Origin of the sequence: Bacillus sp. FSL R5-0443 (assembly GCF_038608285.1) — a bacterium.
In the GTDB taxonomy this organism is placed as follows: Bacteria; Bacillota; Bacilli; order Bacillales; family Bacillaceae; genus Bacillus; species Bacillus velezensis.
The window spans coordinates 2149974-2173411 of the sequence record NZ_CP152013.1 but is presented as its reverse complement, the minus strand read 5'-3'; the positions used below and the strand labels follow the sequence as shown (position 1 = coordinate 2173411).

Genomic DNA, 23438 nt, shown 5'->3' with positions numbered 1-23438 from the left:
TCGGCAATACCCTTCCTTTTTTTTACATGCCGCTTTCTTACATGTTCACCGATTATTCATTTTTTAACATAAAACTTCTTTTCGGGAGGAAAACCTTTTTAAAAGCGCAATTAATTATACATTTTATTCCTTATTATAGTGTTTAAGAACCAGTTTATAGTATGCATACATACCGTTTTACATGGTATAAAGATTATAGAAATGAAGAAGTGAAGTGAGGAATATATACTATATTCTAAAAAATGTTAGAGAAAATTTAATTTTTTATTGTGATTTCTAAAATATGTTTTAAAATAATGCTTATATGGATGATTAAGTCATATGCTGTCGAAATTTAATTGTAATTATTTCACTTTCTTATCCTCTTAAATTGAAGCGGAGGGATTCCATTGGAGAACACTGTTTATTCTTTAACTCACGCCCAAAGAAGAGTGTGGTTTACGGAGCTGCTCGAACCGGGCACAAGTATCTGCAATCTCGCGGCATGCGTCAAATTCAGGGGGGACATCGATTTTGACGTACTGCGTCAGGCTTTAGATTTTTCTATCTCGCAAAATGATTCGCTCAGGTTTCAACTGACAGAAGGGGACGGATCAGAACCCCAGCTGTATCTGGCGGGGCATCGGCCGATTTCTCTAGAGACTGTTGATTTTACTCATACTGATCAGGCAGAGCGGGACGCATGGATTGACACGCAGACTCGTGTTCCGTTCAAGCTGTTTCATTCACCTCTGTATCACTTTACTCTGCTTGTCATGTCAGACGAAGAAGTTTGGCTTTATTCAAAATTTCACCATATTATCATGGACGGCATCTCGCTCAACCTGCTCGGCAACCAGCTCATTGATATCTACCAAAAGATCATGCGGAGCGAGGATTTAGCTGAACATCACAGGCCTTCCTATCTCAGCTACATGGAAAAAGAACAGCAATACTTACAGTCTTCCCGTTTTCAAAAAGACCGTTCATTTTGGACTGAAACATACCGAACCGTTCCGGAACACCTTTCACTGGCGGAACGAACCTCTCATCTTAGACAAAGCACTGCAGCTTCCAGAGATACTATCACTCTTTCTCACTCCTTAGAACAATCTATCCGGCGTTTTTGCAAAGAAAATAATATCAGCATCATCTCTCTGTTTATGGCTTCGTTATACATATGCATCAGCCGTCTGACGGCTAAAAAGGATATTGCCATCGGCACTTATTACGGAAACCGGGGCTCCAGGCTCGAAAAGGATATGCTCGGCATGTTCGTCAGCACACTGCCGATCAGAATGACGGCAGATCCTGATGCGGAGTTCCTGTCCTTTGTCCGCAGCGTAGGAAAAGAGCAGCTGTCTGTTATGCGGCACCAGAAATATCCTTACAATCTTTTTGTGAATGAATTAAGGCAGATTCATCATGACCTGCAAAATATCATCGGTATTTCGATGCAGTATCAGCCGCTTGAGTGGCGTAAGGCAGACGGTTTCGATTATGAAACGGCCATGTTTTTCAGCGGGCATACGGCAAATGAGCTGTCCATTTTAATTAAGGAGCGGACAGATACGGGATTGATTGAGCTGAATTTTGATTACCAATCCGCTTTATTTACTGAAAAATCAATCAAACGCATTCAAACTCATTTGCTGACGATCGTTGAAAATGCCGTTAGAAATCCAGACCGGCTGATTCGGCATATTGATATGGCGGATGAAAATGAAAAGAAACGGGTGTTAACTGCGTTTAACCGTACAGAAACGGCTGAACCGCCGGCCCCGACGCTTCACGGGCTGTTTACCCGCCGTGCCGCGCTTTCGCCGCATCGTCCGGCGCTTCGTTTTCCGGGCGGTATGCTGACGTACGCCGAGCTTGACCAGTACACAGACAGGCTCGCCGCTCGGCTCCGACAAAAAGGCGTCCGCAAAGAAAGCATGGTCGGCGTACTCGCTGAACGCTCGCCAGAGATGGTGGTTTCAGTGCTTGCTGTGTTAAAAGCGGGCGGCGCCTACGTGCCGCTTGACCCGGAGTATCCTGAGGACAGGCTGCGCTATATGCTCGATGACAGCGGCGCTTGTCTCCTGCTTGCACAGCCGGGATTATCCGTTTCCGGTTTTTCCGGAGAAACGCTTGAAGTGTCTCTTTCCGCTCTGACAAGTGAGGCGGAGACAGGGGCTGTCTCTGAAGAAGCGGATGCTGATTCGCTCGCTTATATCATTTATACGTCCGGTTCGACGGGAACACCGAAGGGAGTGGCTGTTGAACACCGTCAGGCCGCCGCCTTTTTATCAGGGATGCAAGGGCAGTTCCCGTTGACGGAAGAGGATATTATCGTGCTGAAATCATCCTTTTCTTTCGACGCCTCCATCTGGCAATTGTTTTGGTGGACGATGTCCGGCGCCTCCGTGTATCTGCTTCCTGCCGGCTGGGAGAAAGATCCTGTGCGGATGATTGAAGCGTTTGCCTCAGAAAAGGTGACGACCGCGCATTTTATTCCGGCGATGGTCAACAGCTTTTTAGACGCGCTGGAAACAGAGCCTGCGGAAACAAGAACACGCCTCGGCAGAACCTTGACACGCGTGTTTGCCGGAGGGGAAGCTCTTTCACCGCTTACGGCTGCCCGGTTTGCCGATCTTCTGCCGGAGACCGTGCTTATTCACGGCTACGGGCCGACGGAAGCGACGGTTGATGCGGCGTTTTACGTCTGTGACCGAAAACGGGACAGCGGACGGACGCGGCTTCCGATTGGTAAACCCGTTCCGGGTGCCCGTCTGTATGTATTAGATAGCGGAGGAACCATCCAGCCTGCGGGCGTGGCAGGAGAGCTGTACATCGCTGGGACAGGGGTGGCACGCGGCTATCTGAACCGGCCCGAGCTGACGGAGGAGCGTTTTCTCGATGATCCGTTTTATCCGGGAGAGCGCATGTATCAGACGGGCGATATCGCACGCTGGACAGAAGAGGGCCTAGTCGAATGGCTCGGACGTTCAGACGGACAGGTGAAAGTCCGCGGCTACCGGATTGAACCGGGAGAGATCGAAGCGGCGATCCGGCGCATCGACGGCATTCGTGAGGCGGCGGTCACCGCCCGGAACGAACACGGCGAAACCGCGCTTTACGCCTATATTGAAGGACGGGAAAGCGATGACGTGCGGGCGGAGCTTGCGACACGCCTTCCGGCTTACATGATGCCAGCTCAGTTCATAAAGATGACCGAATGGCCGGTCACACCGAGCGGAAAGCTTGACCGCCGCGCACTGCCGGCTCCCGGCGGAGCGGCAGACAGACGGGCGTACACCGCCCCGCGGAACGTCACGGAAATGAAGCTTTGCGCCCTTTGGGAAGAGGTGCTGAAAAACGGCCCCGTCGGCATCCGGGATCACTTTTTTGAGCGGGGCGGCCATTCGTTAAAAGCGACGGCTCTCGTCTCCCGCATCGCCAAAGAGTTCGGTGTTCAGGTGCCGTTACAAGACATCTTCGCCCGGCCGACGGTGGAAGAGCTCGCTTCGGTCATTCAGGACTTGGAAGAGAGCCCGTATGAAGCGATTCAGCCTGCGCAAACACAGGACACCTACCCGGTGTCTTCGGCGCAGAAACGGATGTATGTGCTCCAACAGCTTGAAGACGGCGGTGTCGGCTACAATATGCCGGCTGTGCTGGAACTGACGGGCCCGCTTGACCGCGGCCGGCTGGAGGAGACGTTCCGGGAGCTTGTGGAGCGGCATGAGTCGCTCAGAACGTCCTTTGAAACGGGGCCTGACGGCGAACCGGTGCAGCGCATCCATGACAGCGTACCGTTTCAGCTGGATGAGGCCGAGTCAGCTGACGCATTCGTCCGGCCGTTTTGTCTGGAGGAAGCGCCGCTCTTCCGTGCGGCTCTCGTGAAAGAATCAGACGAACGCCATCTATTATTAACGGATATGCATCATATTATTTCTGACGGTGTGTCCGTCAACACCTTGATAAAAGAATTCGGCGAGCTGTACGCAGGCCGTTCGCTTGCGCCGATGCGCCTTCAATATAAAGACTATGCCGTCTGGCAGCGGTCGTTTCAGGAGAAAGAAGGGTACCAGAAGCAGGAAGCCTATTGGCTGAAGTGGCTTGAAGGAGAGCTTCCGGTGCTTGAGCTTCCGGCTGACAAGGCCCGTCCGGCTGTCAGAAGCTTTGCGGGCGGCAGCGTATCGTGCACGCTTGACGCTGAAACGGCATCCGGCCTTCACCGCATCGCCCGGGATCACGGCTCCACTTTGTATATGGTGCTTCTCGCCGCGTACAATACGTTACTCGCGAGATTGAGCGGGCAGGAAGACATCATCGTCGGCTCGCCGATTGCCGGGCGTCCGCACAAAGACCTTGAACCGATTCTCGGCATGTTCGTCAACACGCTGGCCATCAGAACGGAGCCGAAAGGAGACAAACGGTTTACCGATTACTTGGCGGAAGTCCGCCAGGCCGCGCTTGAGGCGTATGAGCATCAGGACTATCCGTTTGAAGAGCTTGTGGAACGGCTCGGTGTGCAGCGGGACATGAGCCGCAATCCGCTGTTTGATGCGATGTTTATTCTTCAGAATATGGAGCGAGAGGAGATAAATCTGGCCGGTCTGAAAGCGTCGCGATCAGAGCATACCGAACATGATGTATCAAGTTTTGACCTGACCTTATCAGCGGCTGAATCCGATGGAAACATCCGCTTTGAAATGGAATTCAGCACCGAGCTTTTTATGAAAGAAACGATTGAACGCTGGATGGGCCACTTACTGAATCTCTTGCGCCATGTTGCCGCCGAACCGGAAGTCACACTATCGAAAGCTGACATTTTGGATGAAGAAGAAAAACAAAAGTTACTGATTGAGTTTAATAACACACAAACCGAATTCATGGAAAAACACAAACTGTTTCACCAGTTGTTTGAAGAGAAAGCAGAAGAAACGCCTCATCAGACCGCTGTTATTGAAGGAGCACAACAGATCAGCTATTTGCAGCTTAATGAGCGGGCAAATCGGCTTGCGCGAACATTACACAAAAATGGATTCGGTCCGGGAAAAAGAGCAGCTATATTGGCAAACCGTTCGATTGAAGCGATCGTCAGTGTTCTTGCCGTCATGAAATCGGGAGGGGCGTATATACCGGTTGACTCCCATTATCCCGAGGAACGGATTCGCTATTTATTAAAAGACAGCGCGGCATCCGTCTTGATGGTGCAGTCAGAATACAAAGAACTTGCTTCACAGCTGACGGATAACAATTTATTTCTCATTCAGCTTGATCATGAAGATCAATACGATATTTGTGCAAAGAATATTCAGCCGGCAGCGTCACCGGATGATACTGCATATATCATATATACTTCGGGAACAACGGGAACGCCGAAGGGAGTCGAAGTCAGAAATCGCAGCTTTACGCATGCAGCACTTGCATGGCGCAGGATTTATGAGCTTGATCTTATACCGGTCAGAGTGCTGCAGATGGCGAGTTTCTCATTTGATGTATTTTCAGGGGATCTTGCACGCGCCCTGCTAAACGGGGGAACGCTTGTCATTTGTCCGGATGACGTCCGGCTTGAGCCACAACAGCTTTATCGGCTCATTGATCAGCACCGTATCACGTTTATGGAGTCGACACCCGCGCTGGTAGTTCCGTTTATGGAATATATATATCGCCGGAACCTCGCGCTGCAAAGTGTAAAAATACTTGTACTGGGTTCAGATATGATCAAGTCGCAGGATTTTTATACGCTTCATGAACGCTTCGGAAAAGAAATGCGGATCATTAACAGCTACGGTGTAACAGAAGCGACAATTGATTCTTCGTATTATGAAGCCGAAATGAGCGAAGAGCCGCGGGAAGATGATGTGCCGATCGGTGTTCCGCTTCCGAATGTGCAAATGTACGTCTTAAACAAAGACAAACAGGTCCAGCCGATCGGCGTTTTCGGAGAGCTGTATATCGGGGGCGCCGGCGTCGCAAAAGGATATTGGGGACAGCCTGAGCTGACAGAGGACGCATTCAGTGACCCGTTACAAACGGGAGAAACGCTTTACAGAACCGGAGATCAGGCTTGCTGGCTGCCGGATGGTACTCTTCGTTTTCAAGGGCGGATTGATAAGCAGGTAAAAATCAGAGGCTACAGAATTGAGACGGGAGAAATTGAAAGTGTGCTTTTGAAACACGATCAAGTCAAAGAAGCGGCTGTTACCGTGATGAAAGATGCTGAAGGACAAGCCCGATTAGCGGCATACATCGTTCCTAAAGAGGCCGATATCTCATCACTTCGCCAGTCTCTTATGCAGGAGCTCCCGGCTTATATGATGCCGTCTCATATTATCGGTTTAGACAGCATGCCCCTGACACTGAACGGCAAACTTGATAAATCGGCACTGCCGGCAGAAGAGATACATTCAACACAGGCATTTGTCGCGCCCGGCGATGAAAAACAGGAGATGTTATGCCGGATTTGGGAAGATGTGCTTCATGTTCAGAAAGCGGGAATTCATCACTCTTTCTTTGAGCTTGGGGGAGATTCCATTAAGGCGCTTCAAGTGTCAGCCCGACTCGCGGGAGAAGGCTGGAACATGTCGATCCGCGATTTGTTTCAGTTCCCGACGATTGCAGAACTCGCGAAGCACCTCATGCCGGCTGTTGCAATGGCTGATCAGGGGCCGATAGAAGGAAGCGCTCCGCTGACACCGATCCAGCAGAGATTTTTTGAGGAGCCGGGTGCGTTTGAGCTTCATTATAACCAAGCGGTCATGCTGTGCAGTGAAGACAGCCTCGAAATAGATGCGCTGTATCAGGCGGTTTGCGCGCTGACAGAACATCATGATGCGCTGCGAATGACTTTCACTGAAAATGAGCATGGGGAAACGGTTCAATATAATCGCGGAATCACAAAGCAGTATGAAGAAATCTTTACGCTTAACGTCATAGATATTTCAGAAGAAACGCAGCCCGAAAAACGGATAGCCGCTGAGGAAAAAGAAATACAGCAGGCTATGCGTCTTGATCAAGGGCCTCTGCTTCATCTCGGAGTGTTCCGGCAGAAGGAAGCCGACCATCTTCTTATAACAATTCATCATCTTATCGTGGACGGCGTGTCATGGAGGATATTGCTTGAAGATCTGCAGACAGCTTATCAGCAGGCATTGGACGGCAAACAAATCAAACTGCCGCCGAAAAGCGATTCTTATATAAAGTATGCCGAAGAGCTTTTTGACATTTCCAAAAGCAAAGCATTGCTGGAGGAAGCCGCATACTGGGACAGCGTGATGTCTAGTGAAACAGCGCCGCTGCCGAAAATAACTGATGAAAACGCCGGACGATTGCAGGAAAACGCGCGCACGGCATCGTGGATATTAAGCAGCGAAGTCACGAAACAGCTGCTGTTGGAAACACAGCAGGCATACGGAACGGATGTTCATGAATTGCTTTTAACGGCGCTTGGAATGGCGCTTCATGAGTGGACGGGTTCTGAACAGATCCTTATCAGCACTGAAGGGCACGGGCGCCAAGGGCATATGCCTGACATTGATATGTCAAGAACAGCAGGATGGTTTACATCTGTTTACCCGGTGCTTTTGGATATGAGAGTGCCGGGCGGCTCAGGCGAAAAAACCGCTCACCGCATAAAGACGGTAAAAGACATGATGAGACGGGTTCCTTATCACGGAACCGGCTACGGGCTGTTGAGATATTCGCGAAACATTCTTTATAAAGACCCAGAAATAAGCTTTAACTATCTCGGTGCGTTTGACGGTCTTGAGGGAACGCTGAAGATGTCACCGTTCAAGCCGCAGCATGATATAGCGGCCGGGCGCATCCGCGAGTTTGATCTGGATATTAACGCGATGGTGGCGGCCGGGCAACTGGAGGTAAAAGCCGTTTATACCGATGTATTTGCACCGGGGGCAATCGAGGTCTTCATGAATCGTTTCCATACTCACATCGAGGACATCATCGCCCACTGTTCCGGCAAGAAAGAGCGGGAAAAAACATTAACGGATTACAGCCATACAGAATTGACCGCTCAAGCACTATCAAGCATTGAAGATCTCGTAAAAGGACTTTAATTTCATAAAAAGGTGTGTGGCATTCGTGACACAAGCGACAGAAATTCAAGATATTTACCCTTTATCATATATGCAGGAAGGCATGCTGTTTCATTCGCTTCTGGATTCCGGATCAAACGCATATGTCGAGCAGATTTCGTTTACAGTCAGCGGGGATTTATGCATTGATACATTCCAAAAAAGTCTGGATATGCTTGTCAGCCGTTATGATATTTTCAGAACGATTTTCATAAAAGAAGTGCCTGACCTTGAAGGGCCGCAGCAGGTTGTCCTTTCACGCCGTGACACAGCCGTACAGACTGAGAACATTTCAGATTATTCGGAAGAACAGCAGCAAAACATCATTAAGGAATTCAAGGAAACCGACCGGAATAAGGGCTTTGATCTGCAAAAAGGCCCCTTAATGCGCCTGACTCTTTTTCAAACGGGAGAAAACCGCCATACATGCGTTTGGACTCACCATCACATTATGATGGACGGCTGGAGCTTGGGCATTGTGCTGAAAGATTTCTTCAGCATGTATTATGCGATCCGAAACGGGCGGCCTGTAAACCTCGGCAGTCCGGCTCCTTACAGTTCTTATATCAAATGGCTCCGAAGCCGGAATAAAGAAGAAACGTCAGCGTTCTGGTCGCGCTGCTTGGAAGATTACGGAGAAGTCGTTTCCGTTCCGCAAACGAAGAATAAGCCGGCGCAAAACGGTTATGCATCTGAGCATTTTCAATTTTCCCTTGAGTCTGAAACCGTGCAAAAACTGACAGACATTGCCCGAAGCACCGGGGTCACGCTGAATACTTTATTTACGAGCATTTGGGGACTGCTTCTCCACCGTTACAACGGCACTGAAGATGCGGTATTCGGTTCAGTTGTTTCCGGCAGGCCGTCAGCTATCGCCGGCATTGAATCCATGGCCGGACTGTTTATCAATACCGTGCCGGTAAGGGTGCGCGCGGCTGGGGATATGACTTTTTCTTCTCTCCTCAAAAAGGTGCAAAAAGAGTCACTCGCTGCGGAAGAGCACAGCTATTATCCGCTTTATGACATCCAAAACGAGAGCGGTCTGCAAAAAGATCTCTTGAACCACATCCTGGTTTTTGAGAATTATCCGGTTCAGATGCAGACTGCGGTAAACGGCTGGCAGCAAACGGAAAGCAGTGCGCTCTCACTTGAAAACTTTTCGATGGCGGAAGAAACCAATTACGATCTTAACGTCGTCATCGTTCCGGGAGAAGAGTTTTATGTGAAATTCAGCTACAATGCGGGCATCTACGATCGGGAAGACATGAAACGGATCAAAGGGCATATTCTGGAGGTCATCTCCTGTGTAACGGAAGATCCGGACAGGCTTTTATCAAGCATCAGTCTCGTGCCTCCGGAGGAAGAAGCCTTGATTCATTCGTTTAACGAAACGGACCGTCCGTACCCTGAGACAACCGTTCATGGGCTGTTTGAAGAACAGGCGGCAAAAACGCCTGACCAAGAGGCGTTGAGATATAACGGGGTAAGCTGGAGCTACAAGAAATTAAATCAGCGGGCGAATCAGATTGCGCATGCGTTAAGGGAAAAAGGCGCACGCCCCGACCAGATCACCGCTGTTATGCTGCGCCGATCAATGAGTACGGTTGCCGCTCTGCTCGGAATTTGGAAGTCGGGCAGCGCCTATATGCCGATTGATGCGGAATTCCCGCCTGAACGGATTTCATTTTTACTGAGAGACAGTGAAGCCTCACTGCTCGTGACTGAAAAAGACCTGCTCCCCCTCATTCCGCCGCATTTCAAGGGCAGCGTCGTCATCATGGAGGAAACGGTTTCCCAGCAGACTTCACCGCTTCCGCCGGTATCTGACAGCGGAAATTGGGCGTATGTCATTTACACCTCCGGAACGACAGGCCGGCCGAAAGGGGTGCTTGTACAACACAAAGCGATCAGCAATACATTGCAATGGCGGCGTGAAGAATACGGGATGACAGAAGGGGACATAGCGCTTCATCTTTTTTCATACGTATTTGACGGGTCATTAACGAGTCTTTTCACTCCGCTTCTGTCGGGCGCCTGTGTATTGTTAACTGATGAAGATGATGCGAAAGACGTCCTTTCAATAAAACAGAAAATCACCCGACACGGAGTGAGCCATCTTCTGATCGTTCCGTCTCTGTATCGCGTTCTGCTTGATTCGCTGACGAAAAAGGATGCGCAGACGCTTCGGGCGGTGACATTTGCCGGGGAAGCGGCCACTCCTGATATCGTGGAAGCGAGCCGCGGCATATGCCCGAATGCCGAGCTGCTGAATGAATACGGCCCGACGGAAAACAGTGTGGCCACGACGATTCTGCGCAACCTGCAAAAAAGCAGCCGGATTACGATCGGGCGCCCGATTGCCAACACTTCTGTCTATATGATGCACGGAGATCGGCTGCAGCCGGTCGGAGCCGTCGGTGAACTGTGTATTTCCGGAAAAGGTCTGGCGGACGGATATTTTCAGCAAAAAGAGCTGACGGACAAAGTCTTTACCCCTCATCCGTTTCGTGAAGGTGAACGGCTTTACAGAACGGGAGATGCAGCCCGATTTTTACCGGATGGAACGATTGAATACATGGGACGCTTTGACGATCAGGTGAAGGTAAGAGGTTACAGAATTGAATTAGGAGAAATCGAAACGGCACTCAGAAGTCTGTCCGGGGTAAAAGAGGCGGCAGTCACCGTGCGCAAAATGGCGGACGGGGAACAGGAGCTTGCAGCTTATGTCGTACTGGAAAATGCGGGTGTGACATTTAAACCGCACGCTGAATTGGCCGGGAGATTACCTGCTTATATGATACCGGGAAGCTTTACCAAATTAACGGAAATGCCGCTGTCTGTGAGCGGAAAACTTGATCGGGCCGCACTTCCTGAGCCGAAAGAAGCCGAGAGAACCGGTGATTATCAAGCTCCGCGCACAATGCTTGAGACTGAGCTGCTGTCTATTTGGCAAGAAGTGCTGAAACGGGAACACATCAGTATGAGAGATGATTTCTTCCAAATCGGCGGACAGTCGCTGAAAGCCGCGTCGCTTGTTTCAAACATACATAAACGGCTGCAAATTGAACTTGCCGTCCGCCATGTTTTTGAACATCCGACCATCGAGAGCATGGCCCGCTTCCTTGAACAGAGGAAAAGAGGAGAATATGCAGAAATCACGCCTGCTGTGGCAAAGGACTTGTACCCGCTATCTTTTGCGCAAAAAAGGCTCTATGCCCTTCATCAGCTTGCAGCGGACAGTACGGGCTATCATATGCCGGCTTGTCTGGAACTGAGCGGCAGACTCAACCGGGATCGCCTGCACGAAGCCTTTTCAGCGCTGTTACAAAGGCATGAAGCGTTACGCACTTCATTTGTTTTACGAAACGGGGAGCCGATGCAGCAAATACATGCACATGTCGATCTTGACCTCACAGAGATTCACATGCCATCCGGGAACCTTCTTCAAGAGGTGATGGAAACTTTCGTCAAACCGTTTGACGTGGAAAAAGCGCCGCTTTTGAGAGTGACTTTAGCCAAAGTTACTGAAGAACGTCATTTTCTGCTGCTTGATATGCATCATCTTATCGCAGACGGTGTGTCAATGAGCGTTCTGATTCAAGAATTGACGGATTTGTACAGAGGAAAAGAGCTGCGGCCGTTAAAACTCCAGTACAAAGATTTTTCCGTCTGGCAGCATGAGCGGTTTGCCGCTGAAGAATTCAAAAGACATGAGCGTTATTGGCTGGAGACGATCGGGGAAAACATTCCCGTACTTGATCTGCCGCTCGATAAAAAGCGCCCGCAGCTTCCTGATTTCAGCGGGTCCGCGGTTCGAACGCGCCTTCAAAAGGAAACGGCGGAGAACTTGCGCCAGCTCATGGATGAGACGGGTTCGACACTGTATATGATTCTTTTGGCAAGCTACTCCTTGTTCCTTTCTAAATTGAGCGGACAGGAAGACATTGTCGTCGGTTCACCTGCGGCCGGCAGAAGCCGCGCTGAGCTTGACGGGGTCATCGGCATGTTTGTAAATACCGTGGCAATGAGAAGCAGGCCGAAAGGGGATAAGACATTCCGCGCTTATTTAGAAGAGGTGAAAATGCTCGCCCTCGGCGCGGCTGAACATCAGGACTTCCCGTTTGAAGAACTTGCCCAAAAGCTTGATACACACCGGGAAGTCAATCGCAATCCGCTGTTTGATGCCATGCTCGTTTTGCAAAACAGTGATGATTTCGAAGTGAACCTTCCGGGCTTATCCGTTTCTTCACATGCAGTGAAGCATGACATTTCAAAATTCGACTTGACGCTTCATGCCGAGGAACGGCCAGATGGCTCACTGGATTTTCATTTTGAATACAGTACCGCGTTGTTTGAAAAAGATACGATCGAACGGTGGGCCGGTCATTTTAAAGAGCTTTTAGGACAAATTGCAGCGGATTACGAACGGAAGCTGTCTGACATTCATTTGCTGGGCATAAACGAGCGGCAGATGCTTCTTCAAGCGGAAAATCAAACGGCGGAGTATCCGAGGCATGAAACGATTGTCAGTTTATTCGAAGCACAGGCGGAAAAAATGCCGGATCAAATTGCAGCCGTCATGTCTCATGAGCGTCTCACCTACCGCGAGCTCAATGAAAAGGCGGATCGAATCGCCGATATGCTGTCGGAAAACGGCATCCGCTCCGGACAGATTGTCGGAATTATGACCGAACGATCTCCGGATATGCTGATTGGGATTCTCGGTATTTTAAAAGCGGGAGGAGCTTATCTGCCGATTGATCCTGACTATCCGGACGAGCGGATTTCATTTATGCTGACTGACAGCGGCGCGCGTGCTCTGTTGACGCAATCGGGTCTTGGGATATCCGGAATGGACGGGCTGCCGGTTTTATACATCGATAAGCCTGAATCCGTTTCAGCAGACAGAACGAAAGAAATGATAACGCCTGAACAGCCGGCTTACGTGATTTACACATCGGGCACAACCGGAAAACCGAAAGGCGTTATGACGGAACACCGCAATGTCATCAGCCTTATCACACATAAAGGACTGCCGTTTGATTTCGGCTCTGAAGACGTCTGGACGCTGTTCCATTCCTATTGCTTTGATTTTTCTGTCTGGGAAATATTCGGCGCGCTCTTATACGGCGGAAAGGTAGTTATCGTGCCGAAAGACACAGCCCGTGATCCGCATTTGTACCGGCAGCTGCTGCAAAGTGAAGGCGTAACGGTGCTGAACCAAACGCCGACGGCTTTTTCCGGACTCATTCATGAAGAGGCCGGGCATACGGACAAGCTGAAGCTTCGATATGTCATTTTCGGCGGAGAAGCGCTTCAGCCCGGCATGCTGAAAAGCTGGAAAGAGAAGTACCCGGAGACGGAGCTTGTTAATATGTACGGTATTACGGAAACCACGGTTCACGTCACATGCAAAAAACTGAATATGGATGATATTGAGAGAAACAAAAGCAATATCGGCAGACCGCTGGAAACCCTTCATGCTTTTGTTATGGACGCCTATATGAATCCGCAGCCGATCGGAATTCCCGGTGAGCTTTATATCGGCGGGGAAGGCGTCGCGAGGGGATATGTAAACAGGGATGATTTAACCGCCTCCCGTTTCATCACGAATCCGCACGTTTCCGGCATGCGGCTCTACCGGACGGGTGATATCGCCAAAAGGCTCTTAAATGGCGAACTGGAATATGTCGGGCGGAAAGATGCGCAAGTAAAAGTCAGAGGCCACAGAATTGAGCTGGGAGAAATTAAATCAGCGCTGCAAGAGCTTTCCTCCGTGAAAGAGGCCGCCGTGATCACACGTGCTGATCAGCACGGTCAGCACTCCATTTACGCATACGCGGTCTTACACGGGAACGAAAAGATAAAAGAAGCAGAGATTCAGGCCTCTCTCAGAGCTTTTCTGCCGGAATATATGATTCCCGCCCGCTTGATAGCGCTTGATGAACTGCCTTTGACGGCGAATGGGAAGCTGGACGAGAAGGCGCTCCCGCAGCCTGAATTAAATGATAGCCTTGGAGATGATATCAGCCTGAGAAATGAAACTGAAGAAATGATGGCTGACATTTGGGAAGAACTCTTAGGTGTTGAAGGCCTCGGCCCCAATGCTCATTTCTTCCATCTCGGCGGGGATTCGATTAAAGCGCTGCAAGTATGTGCGAGGCTGAAACAGCAGGGCTATGAAACGACCGTCCGCGAGCTGTTCGAGCATCAGACACTGGGAGAAGTATCGATGCGGCTCCGGAAAGTCCGCCGCGTGATTGATCAGGCTCCCGTCACGGGAGACGTGCCGCTGACGCCGATCCAGCACTGGTTCTTGTCGCAATCATTGCCGCATGATCATTTTAATCAGTCCGTAATGCTCCGCAGTGCGGACAGAATCAATGAATCTGCTATGAGAAAAGCGTTGGCACAGCTTGCGGTTCATCATGACGCATTACGGATGGTATGCGGCACGCAAAACGGATCGGTGATTCAATATAACAGAGCGGAAAAGCTTTCTGAAGAAGAACTCTTTACGTTTGAAACGCTTGACGTGAGAGGGAAAGGGTCATTACAAGAGGAGCACGCCGCAATTGAACAGGCGGCCGCCCGTATTCAAACTTCCATTCGGCTGGAGACGGGTCCGCTCGTAGCTGTCGGATTATTTCACGCTAATGATGGCGATCATCTGCTGCTTTCCATTCATCACCTTGTCATTGACGGGGTATCATGGCGGATTTTATTTGAAGATCTCACCGCGTGCTACAGGCAGGCGCTCGAAGGAAAAGAAACCGCGCTTCCGGCAAAAACCGATTCCTATCAGACTTACGCGAAGCAAATCTCTGATTATGCAAAAAGCCGCCGGCTGTTACAGGAAGCAGACTACTGGTCCGAAAGAGAAAAAGCGGCGGTCGAACCGCTTCCGAAAGATGCCCGCATCTCTTCCAATCTTCTGAAAGATACAGATGTGATGACCGTTACATTGACGAAACAGGAGACTGAGCAGCTGTTAACGGAAGCGAACAGAGCATACACAACAGAGACGGGTGAATTATTGCTTGCCGCGTTAAGCCTTGCGCTGAACAGATGGACCGGAAACGAGACATTCAAAATCAGCATGGAAGGCCACGGAAGGGAAGAGCACTTGGAGCATCTTGATATCAGCAGAACCATCGGTTGGTTTACGTCAATTTATCCGGTATTGGTTGACGCAAGTTTTCAAGATCAGGCTGATGACGGCGAGCGGCTCGGCTATCACATTAAGCGGACAAAAGACATGATGCGCCGCATTCCGCATAAAGGAGCGGGATACGGGGTGCTGAAGTATATAAGCAAACTCTGGGAAGAGACTGAATCCGATTCTCCTGAAATCAGTTTTAACTATCTGGGACAGTTTGACCGTGAAATCCGTTCCAGCGGCTTTGGTGTTTCTCCCGTAAAAGCGGGAAATGAAGTCAGCCCAGACTGGGAACGTCCGTACACACTTGATATCAGCGGCTCCGTATCGTCGGAATGTCTCAGCATGCATGTCGTGTACAACCGTTTTCAGTATCAAAAAGAAACGATTGAAGTTTTGACGGGATGTTTTCATGCCTTTCTCAAGCAAATCATCACGCATTGCACAGGCAAAGAGGAGCGTGAATGGAGCGCCGCTGATTTCAGTGACGAGGAGTTAACGCTGGAAGATCTGAGTGACATTATGGGAGCCGTCAACAAACTATAGAAAAGGAGTGGCGCAATGGGGCAGCAACCGGAAATACAAGATATATATCCTTTATCTTTTATGCAGGAGGGCATGCTTTTTCATTCTCTGTTGGATCATGACTCAAGAGCCTACTTCGAACAAGCGGTGTTTACGATCAGCGGACAGCTTGACCGGGAACGATTCCAAAAAAGTATAGATGCTGTTTTTGAACGATACGATATTTTCCGTACGACATTTATTCATAAGAATGTGGCGAAGCCCCGCCAAGTCGTGTTGAAAAACAGGCCGAGCCGCGTTCAGTTTCATGATATTTCTCATTTGGACGAGAAGGCACAAGATAAATATGCCGACCGGTTCAGAAAAGAAGATAAAGATAAAGGCTTTGATTTGCAATCAGACCCTCTCATGAGAGTCTCCATTTTGAAAAAAGCGCCTGAACGCTATGTTTGTATATGGAGCCATCATCATATCGTCATGGACGGCTGGTGCTTCGGAATTGTCATGAAGGAATTTCTGATGATCTATCAATCTCTCGGAGACGGGCGGCTCCCGTCTCTCGAGCCTGTTCAGTCATATGGAAAGTATATTAAATGGCTCATGAAGCAGGATCGTAAAGAAGCCGAGATTTTTTGGAAAACGAGACTTGCCGATCTTGAGCAATCGGCGTCTCTTCCGAAAAAATCCGCGGAACCAAATGGCGAACTTGAGCAGGCGGTTTTCACCATTTCTGAAGAGCAGACAAATGAGTTGAAGAACATTGCGGCAAGGGCGGGAGCAACGCTGAATACAGTGTTCCAGGCACTGTGGGGCATTTTGCTCCAGCGTGTCAGCCGCTGTGATGACGCCGTTTTCGGTTCTGTCGTTTCCGGCCGGCCGTCGGATCTCGCAGGCGTGGAAAAAATGGTGGGGCTGTTTATTAATACGATTCCCGTGCGGGTGAAAAGCGGTTCATTTTCTTTTCTGGAGCTCGTCAGGCATTTGCAGCAGGAGACGCTGCAAGCAGAAGCGTACAGCTATTATCCGCTGTATGACATTCAGGCACAAAGCCCTTTGAAGCAAGCGCTGTTTGACCACATTATCGTGTTTGAAAATGTGCCGGCCCAGCGTGAAATTGAAAATGTGAGTCAGGCCGGTTCATTTGATTTTGCGGTAGAAGATTTCACGATGGAGGAAGTCACAAACTACGGATGCAGCATAAAGGTGATTCCGGGAAATTCTCTTTATATCCGCTTAAACTTTGATACCGGTATATACGATCGTATTTTTATGAAGAATATTGAAACATTTTTACGGCATATGATGAATTCAGTCATCTCCGATCCTGAAATTTGCGCCTCCGAGATCGCATTGCTTGATGCGTGTGAAGCCAGAAGTATGCTTGATGCGTTTAACCGTACAGAAACGGTTGAACCGCCGGCTCCGACGCTTCACGGGCTGTTTGCCCGCCGTGCCGCGCTTTCGCCGCATCGTCCGGCGCTCCGTTTTCCGGGCGGCATGCTGACGTACGCCGAGCTTGACCAGTACACAGACAGACTCGCTGTTCGGCTCCGCCAAAAAGGCGTCCGCAAAGAAAGCATGGTCGGCGTACTCGCTGAACGCTCGCCGGAGATGGTGGTTTCTGTGCTTGCCGTGTTAAAAGCGGGCGGCGCCTACGTGCCGCTTGACCCGGAGTATCCTGAGGACAGGCTGCGTTATATGCTCGATGACTGCGGCGCTTGTCTCCTGCTTGCACAGCCGGGGTTATCCGTTTCCGGTTTTTCCGGCGAGACGCTTGAAGTGTCTCTTTCTTCTCTGACAGGCGAGACGGAGACAGGGGCTGTCTCTGAAGAAGCGGATAGCGATTCGCTCGCTTATATCATTTATACGTCCGGTTCGACGGGAACACCGAAGGGAGTAGCTGTTGAACACCGTCAGGCCGCCGCCTTTTTATCAGGGATGCAAGGGCAGTTCCCGCTAACGGAAGAGGATATTATCGTGTTGAAATCATCCTTTTCTTTCGATGCCTCCATCTGGCAATTGTTTTGGTGGACGATGTCCGGCGCCTCCGTGTATCTGCTTCCGGCCGGCTGGGAGAAAGATCCTGTGCGGATGATTGAAGCGTTTGCCTCAGAAAAGGTGACGACCGCGCATTTTATTCCGGCGATGGTCAACAGCTTTTTAGACGCGCTGGAAACAGAGCCTGCGGAAACAAGAACACACCTCGGCAGAACACTGACACGCGTGTTTGCCGGAGGGGAAGCTCTTTCACCGCTTACGGCTGCCCGGTTTGCCGATCTTCTGCCGGAGACCGTGCTTATTCACGGCTACGGGCCGACGGAAGCGACGGTGGATGCGGCGTTTTACGTCTGTGACCGAAAACGGGACAGCGGACGGACGCGGCTTCCGATTGGTAAACCCGTTCCGGGTGCCCGTCTGTATGTATTAGATAGCGGAGGAACCATCCAGCCTGCGGGCGTGGCAGGAGAGCTGTACATCGCGGGGACAGGGGTGGCCCGGGGCTATCTGAACCGGCCTGAGCTGACGGAGGAGCGTTTTCTCGATGATCCGTTTTACCCGGGAGAACGCATGTATCAGACGGGCGATATCGCACGCTGGACAGAAGACGGCCTAGTCGAATGGCTCGGACGTTCAGACGGACAGGTGAAAGTCCGCGGCTACCGGATTGAACCGGGAGAGATCGAAGCGGCGATCCGGCGCATCGACGGCATTCGTGAGGCGGCGGTCACCGCCCGGAACGAACACGGCGAAACCGCGCTTTACGCCTATATTGAAGGACGGGAAAGCGATGACGTGCGGGCGGAGCTTGCGACACGCCTTCCGGCCTACATGATGCCGGCTCAGTTCATAAAGATGAGCGAATGGCCGGTCACGCCAAGCGGAAAGCTTGACCGCCGCGCGCTGCCGGCTCCCGACGGAGCGGCAGACAGACAGGCGTACACCGCCCCGCGGAACGTCACGGAAATGAAGCTTTGCGCCCTTTGGGAAGAGGTGCTGAAAAACGGCCCCGTCGGCATCCGGGATCACTTTTTTGAGCGGGGCGGCCATTCGTTAAAAGCGACGGCTCTCGTCTCCCGCATCGCCAAAGAGTTCGGTGTTCAGGTGCCGTTACAGGACATCTTCGCCCGGCCGACGGTGGAAGAGCTCGCTTCGGTTATTCAGGACTTGGAAGAAAGCCCGTATGAAGCGATTCAGCCTGCGCAAACACAGGACACCTACCCGGTGTCTTCGGCGCAGAAACGGATGTATGTGCTCCAGCAGCTTGAAGACGGCGGTGTCGGCTACAATATGCCGGCTGTGCTGGAACTGACGGGCCCGCTTGACCGCGGCCGGCTGGAGGAGACGTTCCGGCAGCTTGTGGAGCGGCATGAGTCGCTCAGAACGTCCTTTGAAACGGGGCCTGACGGCGAACCGGTGCAGCGCATCCATGACAGCGTGCCGTTTCAGCTGGATGAGGCCGAGTCAGCTGACGCATTCGTCCGGCCGTTTTGTCTGGAAGAAGCGCCGCTCTTCCGTGCGGCTCTCGTGAAAGAATCGGACGAACGTCATCTTTTATTAACGGATATGCATCATATTATTTCTGACGGTGTGTCCGTCAACACCTTGATAAAAGAATTCGGCGAGCTGTACGCAGGCCGTTCGCTTGCGCCGATGCGCCTTCAATATAAAGACTATGCCGTCTGGCAGCGGTCGTTTCAGGAGAAAGAAGGGTACCAGAAGCAGGAAGCCTATTGGCTGAAGCGGCTTGAAGGAGAGCTTCCGGTGCTTGAGCTTCCGGCTGACAAGCCCCGTCCGGCTGTCAGAAGCTTTGCGGGCGGCAGCGTATCGTGCGCGCTTGACGCTGAAACGGCATCCGGCCTTCACCGAATCGCCCGGGATCACGGCTCCACTTTGTATATGGTGCTTCTCGCCGCGTACAATACGTTACTCGCGAGATTGAGCGGGCAGGAAGACATCATCGTCGGCTCGCCGATTGCCGGGCGTCCGCACAAAGACCTTGAACCGATTCTCGGCATGTTCGTCAACACGCTCGCCATCAGAACGGAGCCGAAAGGGGACAAACGGTTCACCGATTACTTAGCGGAAGTCCGCCAGGCGGCGCTTGAGGCCTATGAGCATCAGGACTACCCGTTTGAAGAGCTGGTGGAACGGCTTGGCGTGCAGCGGGACACGAGCCGCAATCCGCTGTTTGACGTTATGTTTGTGCTCCAAAATATGGAGCGTGAATCCCTGGTGTTAAATAAGCTGCATTTGGCTCAAGCTGCGGATACAAGTCATAAAACCGCAAAGTTTGATGCCACGCTTTACGCGTCAGAAGGGTCTGACGGTTCCATCAGCTTTGATTTTGAATTCAATACAGATATCTATCAAAAACAGACAATTGAAAAATGGCTTTGTTATTTTACACGTATTCTTACAAAAGTAATTGAAAACCAAGCGATACCGCTTGGTGACATTCACGTACTGGATAATGCTGAAACAAATCGCGTCATTTATCAGTTTAATCAGACGAAAAGCGATTACCCAAGACACGAAACCATCAGCCGTTTATTTGAGCGGCAGGCAAAAGAAACCCCCGATGCCCGGGCAGTTGTATATGATGGACAAATCTTGACATACCGTGAGCTGAACGAACGGGCTAACAGAATAGCGGCGGCTCTCCGATCAAATGGCGTCGGTCCGGAAAGCGTTGTCGCCTTATTAACCGGCCGCACAACAGAGCTTGCCTCCGGAATCCTCGGAATATTAAAAGCGGGAGGCGCCTACTTGCCTATTGGTGACGATGTGCCGCGGGAACGGGCTGAATGGATGCTTAAAGACTGTAAAGCTGATATTCTTCTCCAATCTGATAAACTTGACGGTCTGCCGCTTTCAGGAAAACGTTTATTCATAGAGGATATTCAAACAAAGGCCGGCTTGAGTTCAGAAAATCCCGAACCGCTCGGCGGACCTGAATCGTTGGCCTACATGATTTATACGTCCGGATCAACAGGTGCGCCAAAAGGCGTCATGATTGAACAGCGAAGCGTGATCCGCCTTGTGAAAAACAGCAATTATATTGATTTTACGCCGGAAGACAGACTATTGTTTACTTCATCATTAGGATTTGACGTTACGACATTTGAAATATTCGGTCCGCTTTTAAACGGCGCTTCTTTATATGTAAGTGACCAGGAAACCTATCTCGACTCGGATGTTCTGGAAACATTTATACAGCAAAACGGCATTACGACACTGTGGCTGACATCGTCTCTGTTCAACCATTTATCAGAACAAAATGAACACGTGTTTTCCGGATTATCCCGATTGATTATCGGCGGGGAAGCACTGTCCCCAAGCCATGTAAACCGGGTTCGGAATGCGCTGCCGCATCTCTCAGTATGGAATGGATACGGACCGACTGAAAACACGACGTTCTCGACTTGCTTTTTGATTGAACAATCATACGATCATTCAATCCCGATCGGGCGCCCTGTCGGAAATTCAACCGCATATATCATAAACAGCAGGGGAACACCGCAGCCGATCGGCGTCATCGGCGAATTGTGCACGGGCGGAGACGGTGTGGCAAGAGGATATTTCGGCCGCCCTGAGCTGACGGAAGAAAAATTTGTCCCTAATCCTTTTGTTCCCGGAGAACGGATGTACCGCACCGGAGATTTAGCCCGCTGGCTGCCGGACGGAACGATCGAATATGCCGGGCGGATGGATGATCAAGTGAAAATCCGCGGTTATCGGGTGGAGCTGGGAGAGATTGAAGCCGCACTGAGGAGCCTGGACGGCGTGAAAGAAGCTGCCGTGTCAGTCAGAACCGGGCAGTCCGGCAATAAAGAACTGATCGCATATATGAGTCTGCAGGCGGACATGGATACAGAAAAAGTGCGTTCTTCACTGTCTAAGCAACTGCCGAATTACATGGTTCCGGCCTATATGATGGAACTTGAGAAGCTGCCGCTTACGCCGAACGGTAAATTGGATCGGAAAAATCTGCCCGAACCGGAGCTCGCGCTTCAAACCGCGTACACAGCTCCCCGCAATGAGCTTGAAGAACAGCTTTCCGTGATCTGGCAGGAAGTGCTCGGCGCAAAACAAGTCGGGATTGAGGACTCATTTTTTGAATTGGGCGGTGACTCAATCAAAGCGTTGCAAGTTTCCGCACGGCTCGGACGCTATGGGTGGAAAATGACGGCAAGCGACTTATTCCGGCATCCGTCCATTAAGGAGCTCGCGCCACTTATCCGGAAAGCGGAAAGAGTCATCGATCAGCGGCCGGTGGAAGGAGACATACCTTGGACACCCGTTCAGCAGTGGTTTTTATCACAGCGGATGGAAAACAGAAATCATTTCAATCAGTCCGTCATGATGTTCAGCTCTGACGCATTGCATAAACAGCCGCTCAAAGAAGCCTTGCAGCATCTTGTCATTCATCATGATGCACTCCGGATCACCGTCAGTACAGAAAACGAAAGTTTCAGACAAATCAATCACGGTATTCAAAAAGATGAACTGTACAGCTTGGACATTTGGGATCTGTCTGAGACAGATACTTGGGAAAAAGAAATAGAAAGTGAAGTCGCTGCGCTCCAACAGCGGATGGATATTGAAAAAGGCCCGTTATTAAAAGCCGGCTGGTTCAAAACCCGGTCCGGGGATTATTTATTCATCACCGTACATCACCTGGCGGTTGACGGAGTGTCATGGCGTATTTTGCTGGAGGATTTATCTGCCGCTTACACTCAAGCCGTAAAAGGTCAGCCGGTCCAGCTTCCGCCAAAGACCGATTCGTTTAAGCAATACGCTGAAAGGCTTTCAGAATACGCAAAAAGCAGCAAGCTGATGCGTGAAGAAGAATATTGGCGTTTTATTGAAGAAGAAACAGCCGCCGAACTTCCTTATGAAAAACCGCAGCATCAGACGGGAGCCGAAAACATTCGGCAAACGGTAAGCTTTACGCTTACAGAAGAAGAAACGTCCGTTTTGCTTCAGCAGGTAAACCGGGCCTACCATACCGATACGCAAGATATTCTTCTGACTGCCGCAGCTTTGGCTTTACGGGACTGGACAGGGGGCGGCAGACTGCGCATCGCGATGGAAGGGCACGGGAGAGAGCACATCATGCCGGAGCTCGACATCAGCCGCACCGTAGGCTGGTTTACCTCCATGTATCCGGTGCTCATTGACTTGAACACAGCAGGCGCTGAGCTTGGAACGGCGGTAAAAACGGTCAAAGACACACTCGGAAGAATACCGGATAAAGGAATAGGCTACGGCATTTTAAAATACATGACACCGCCTGAACAAAAAACAATCCGCTTCAGACAAGCGCCTGAAATCAGCTTTAACTATTTAGGGCAATTCAATGATACAGAAGATCAGCACACGTTCAGTCTGTCCGGTCTTGCAAGCGGGCACGACATCACGCCGACATGGCAGCGGGAACAAGCGGTGGAAATGAGCGCGATGGCCGCACAAAACAAACTTCACTTCAGTTTGAGCTATCCGCCGAGCCGCTTCCGCAAAGAAACGATGGAACAGCTGCTGCAAACTTTACAGCAATATTTGCGTGATATTATGGCGCACTGCACAGGCAAAGAGGAAGCAGAAAAAACCGTTAGTGATTTTAGCAGCAAAACGTTAACATCTGATGATTTGGACAGCATAGCGAGTTTTGTCGAGGAACTGTAGAA

At 50.6% G+C, this 23438-nt stretch carries 3 protein-coding genes; all 3 read left to right on the top strand.

The genetic code is table 11. From position 1 onward, the window contains the following. Positions 1–389 precede the first annotated feature (389 nt). Genes NYE28_RS10645 through NYE28_RS10635 form a run of 3 tightly spaced genes read left to right on the top strand, consistent with a single transcriptional unit; the run spans position 390 to position 23436 of the window. Positions 390–8048, top strand: coding sequence for an amino acid adenylation domain-containing protein (locus NYE28_RS10645; RefSeq protein ID WP_342490046.1), 7659 nt, complete (start codon positions 390–392; stop codon positions 8046–8048). Between the two features lie 25 nt (positions 8049–8073). Beyond that, the gene (locus tag NYE28_RS10640; RefSeq protein ID WP_337681436.1) at positions 8074–15771 is read left to right on the top strand and encodes an amino acid adenylation domain-containing protein; all 7698 of its coding nucleotides are present in this window, start codon (positions 8074–8076) and stop codon (positions 15769–15771) included. Between the two features lie 15 nt (positions 15772–15786). Then, complete coding sequence (locus tag NYE28_RS10635; protein ID WP_342490045.1) at positions 15787–23436, top strand: amino acid adenylation domain-containing protein; 7650 nt, start codon at positions 15787–15789, stop codon at positions 23434–23436. The last annotated feature ends 2 nt before the right edge of the window (positions 23437–23438 follow it).

What these genes read in the sequence shown, in the direction of transcription:
- NYE28_RS10635 (WP_342490045.1), top strand. Translation starts at nt 15,787, where the DNA reads ATGGGGCAGCAACCGGAAATACAAGATATATATCCTTTATCTTTTATG.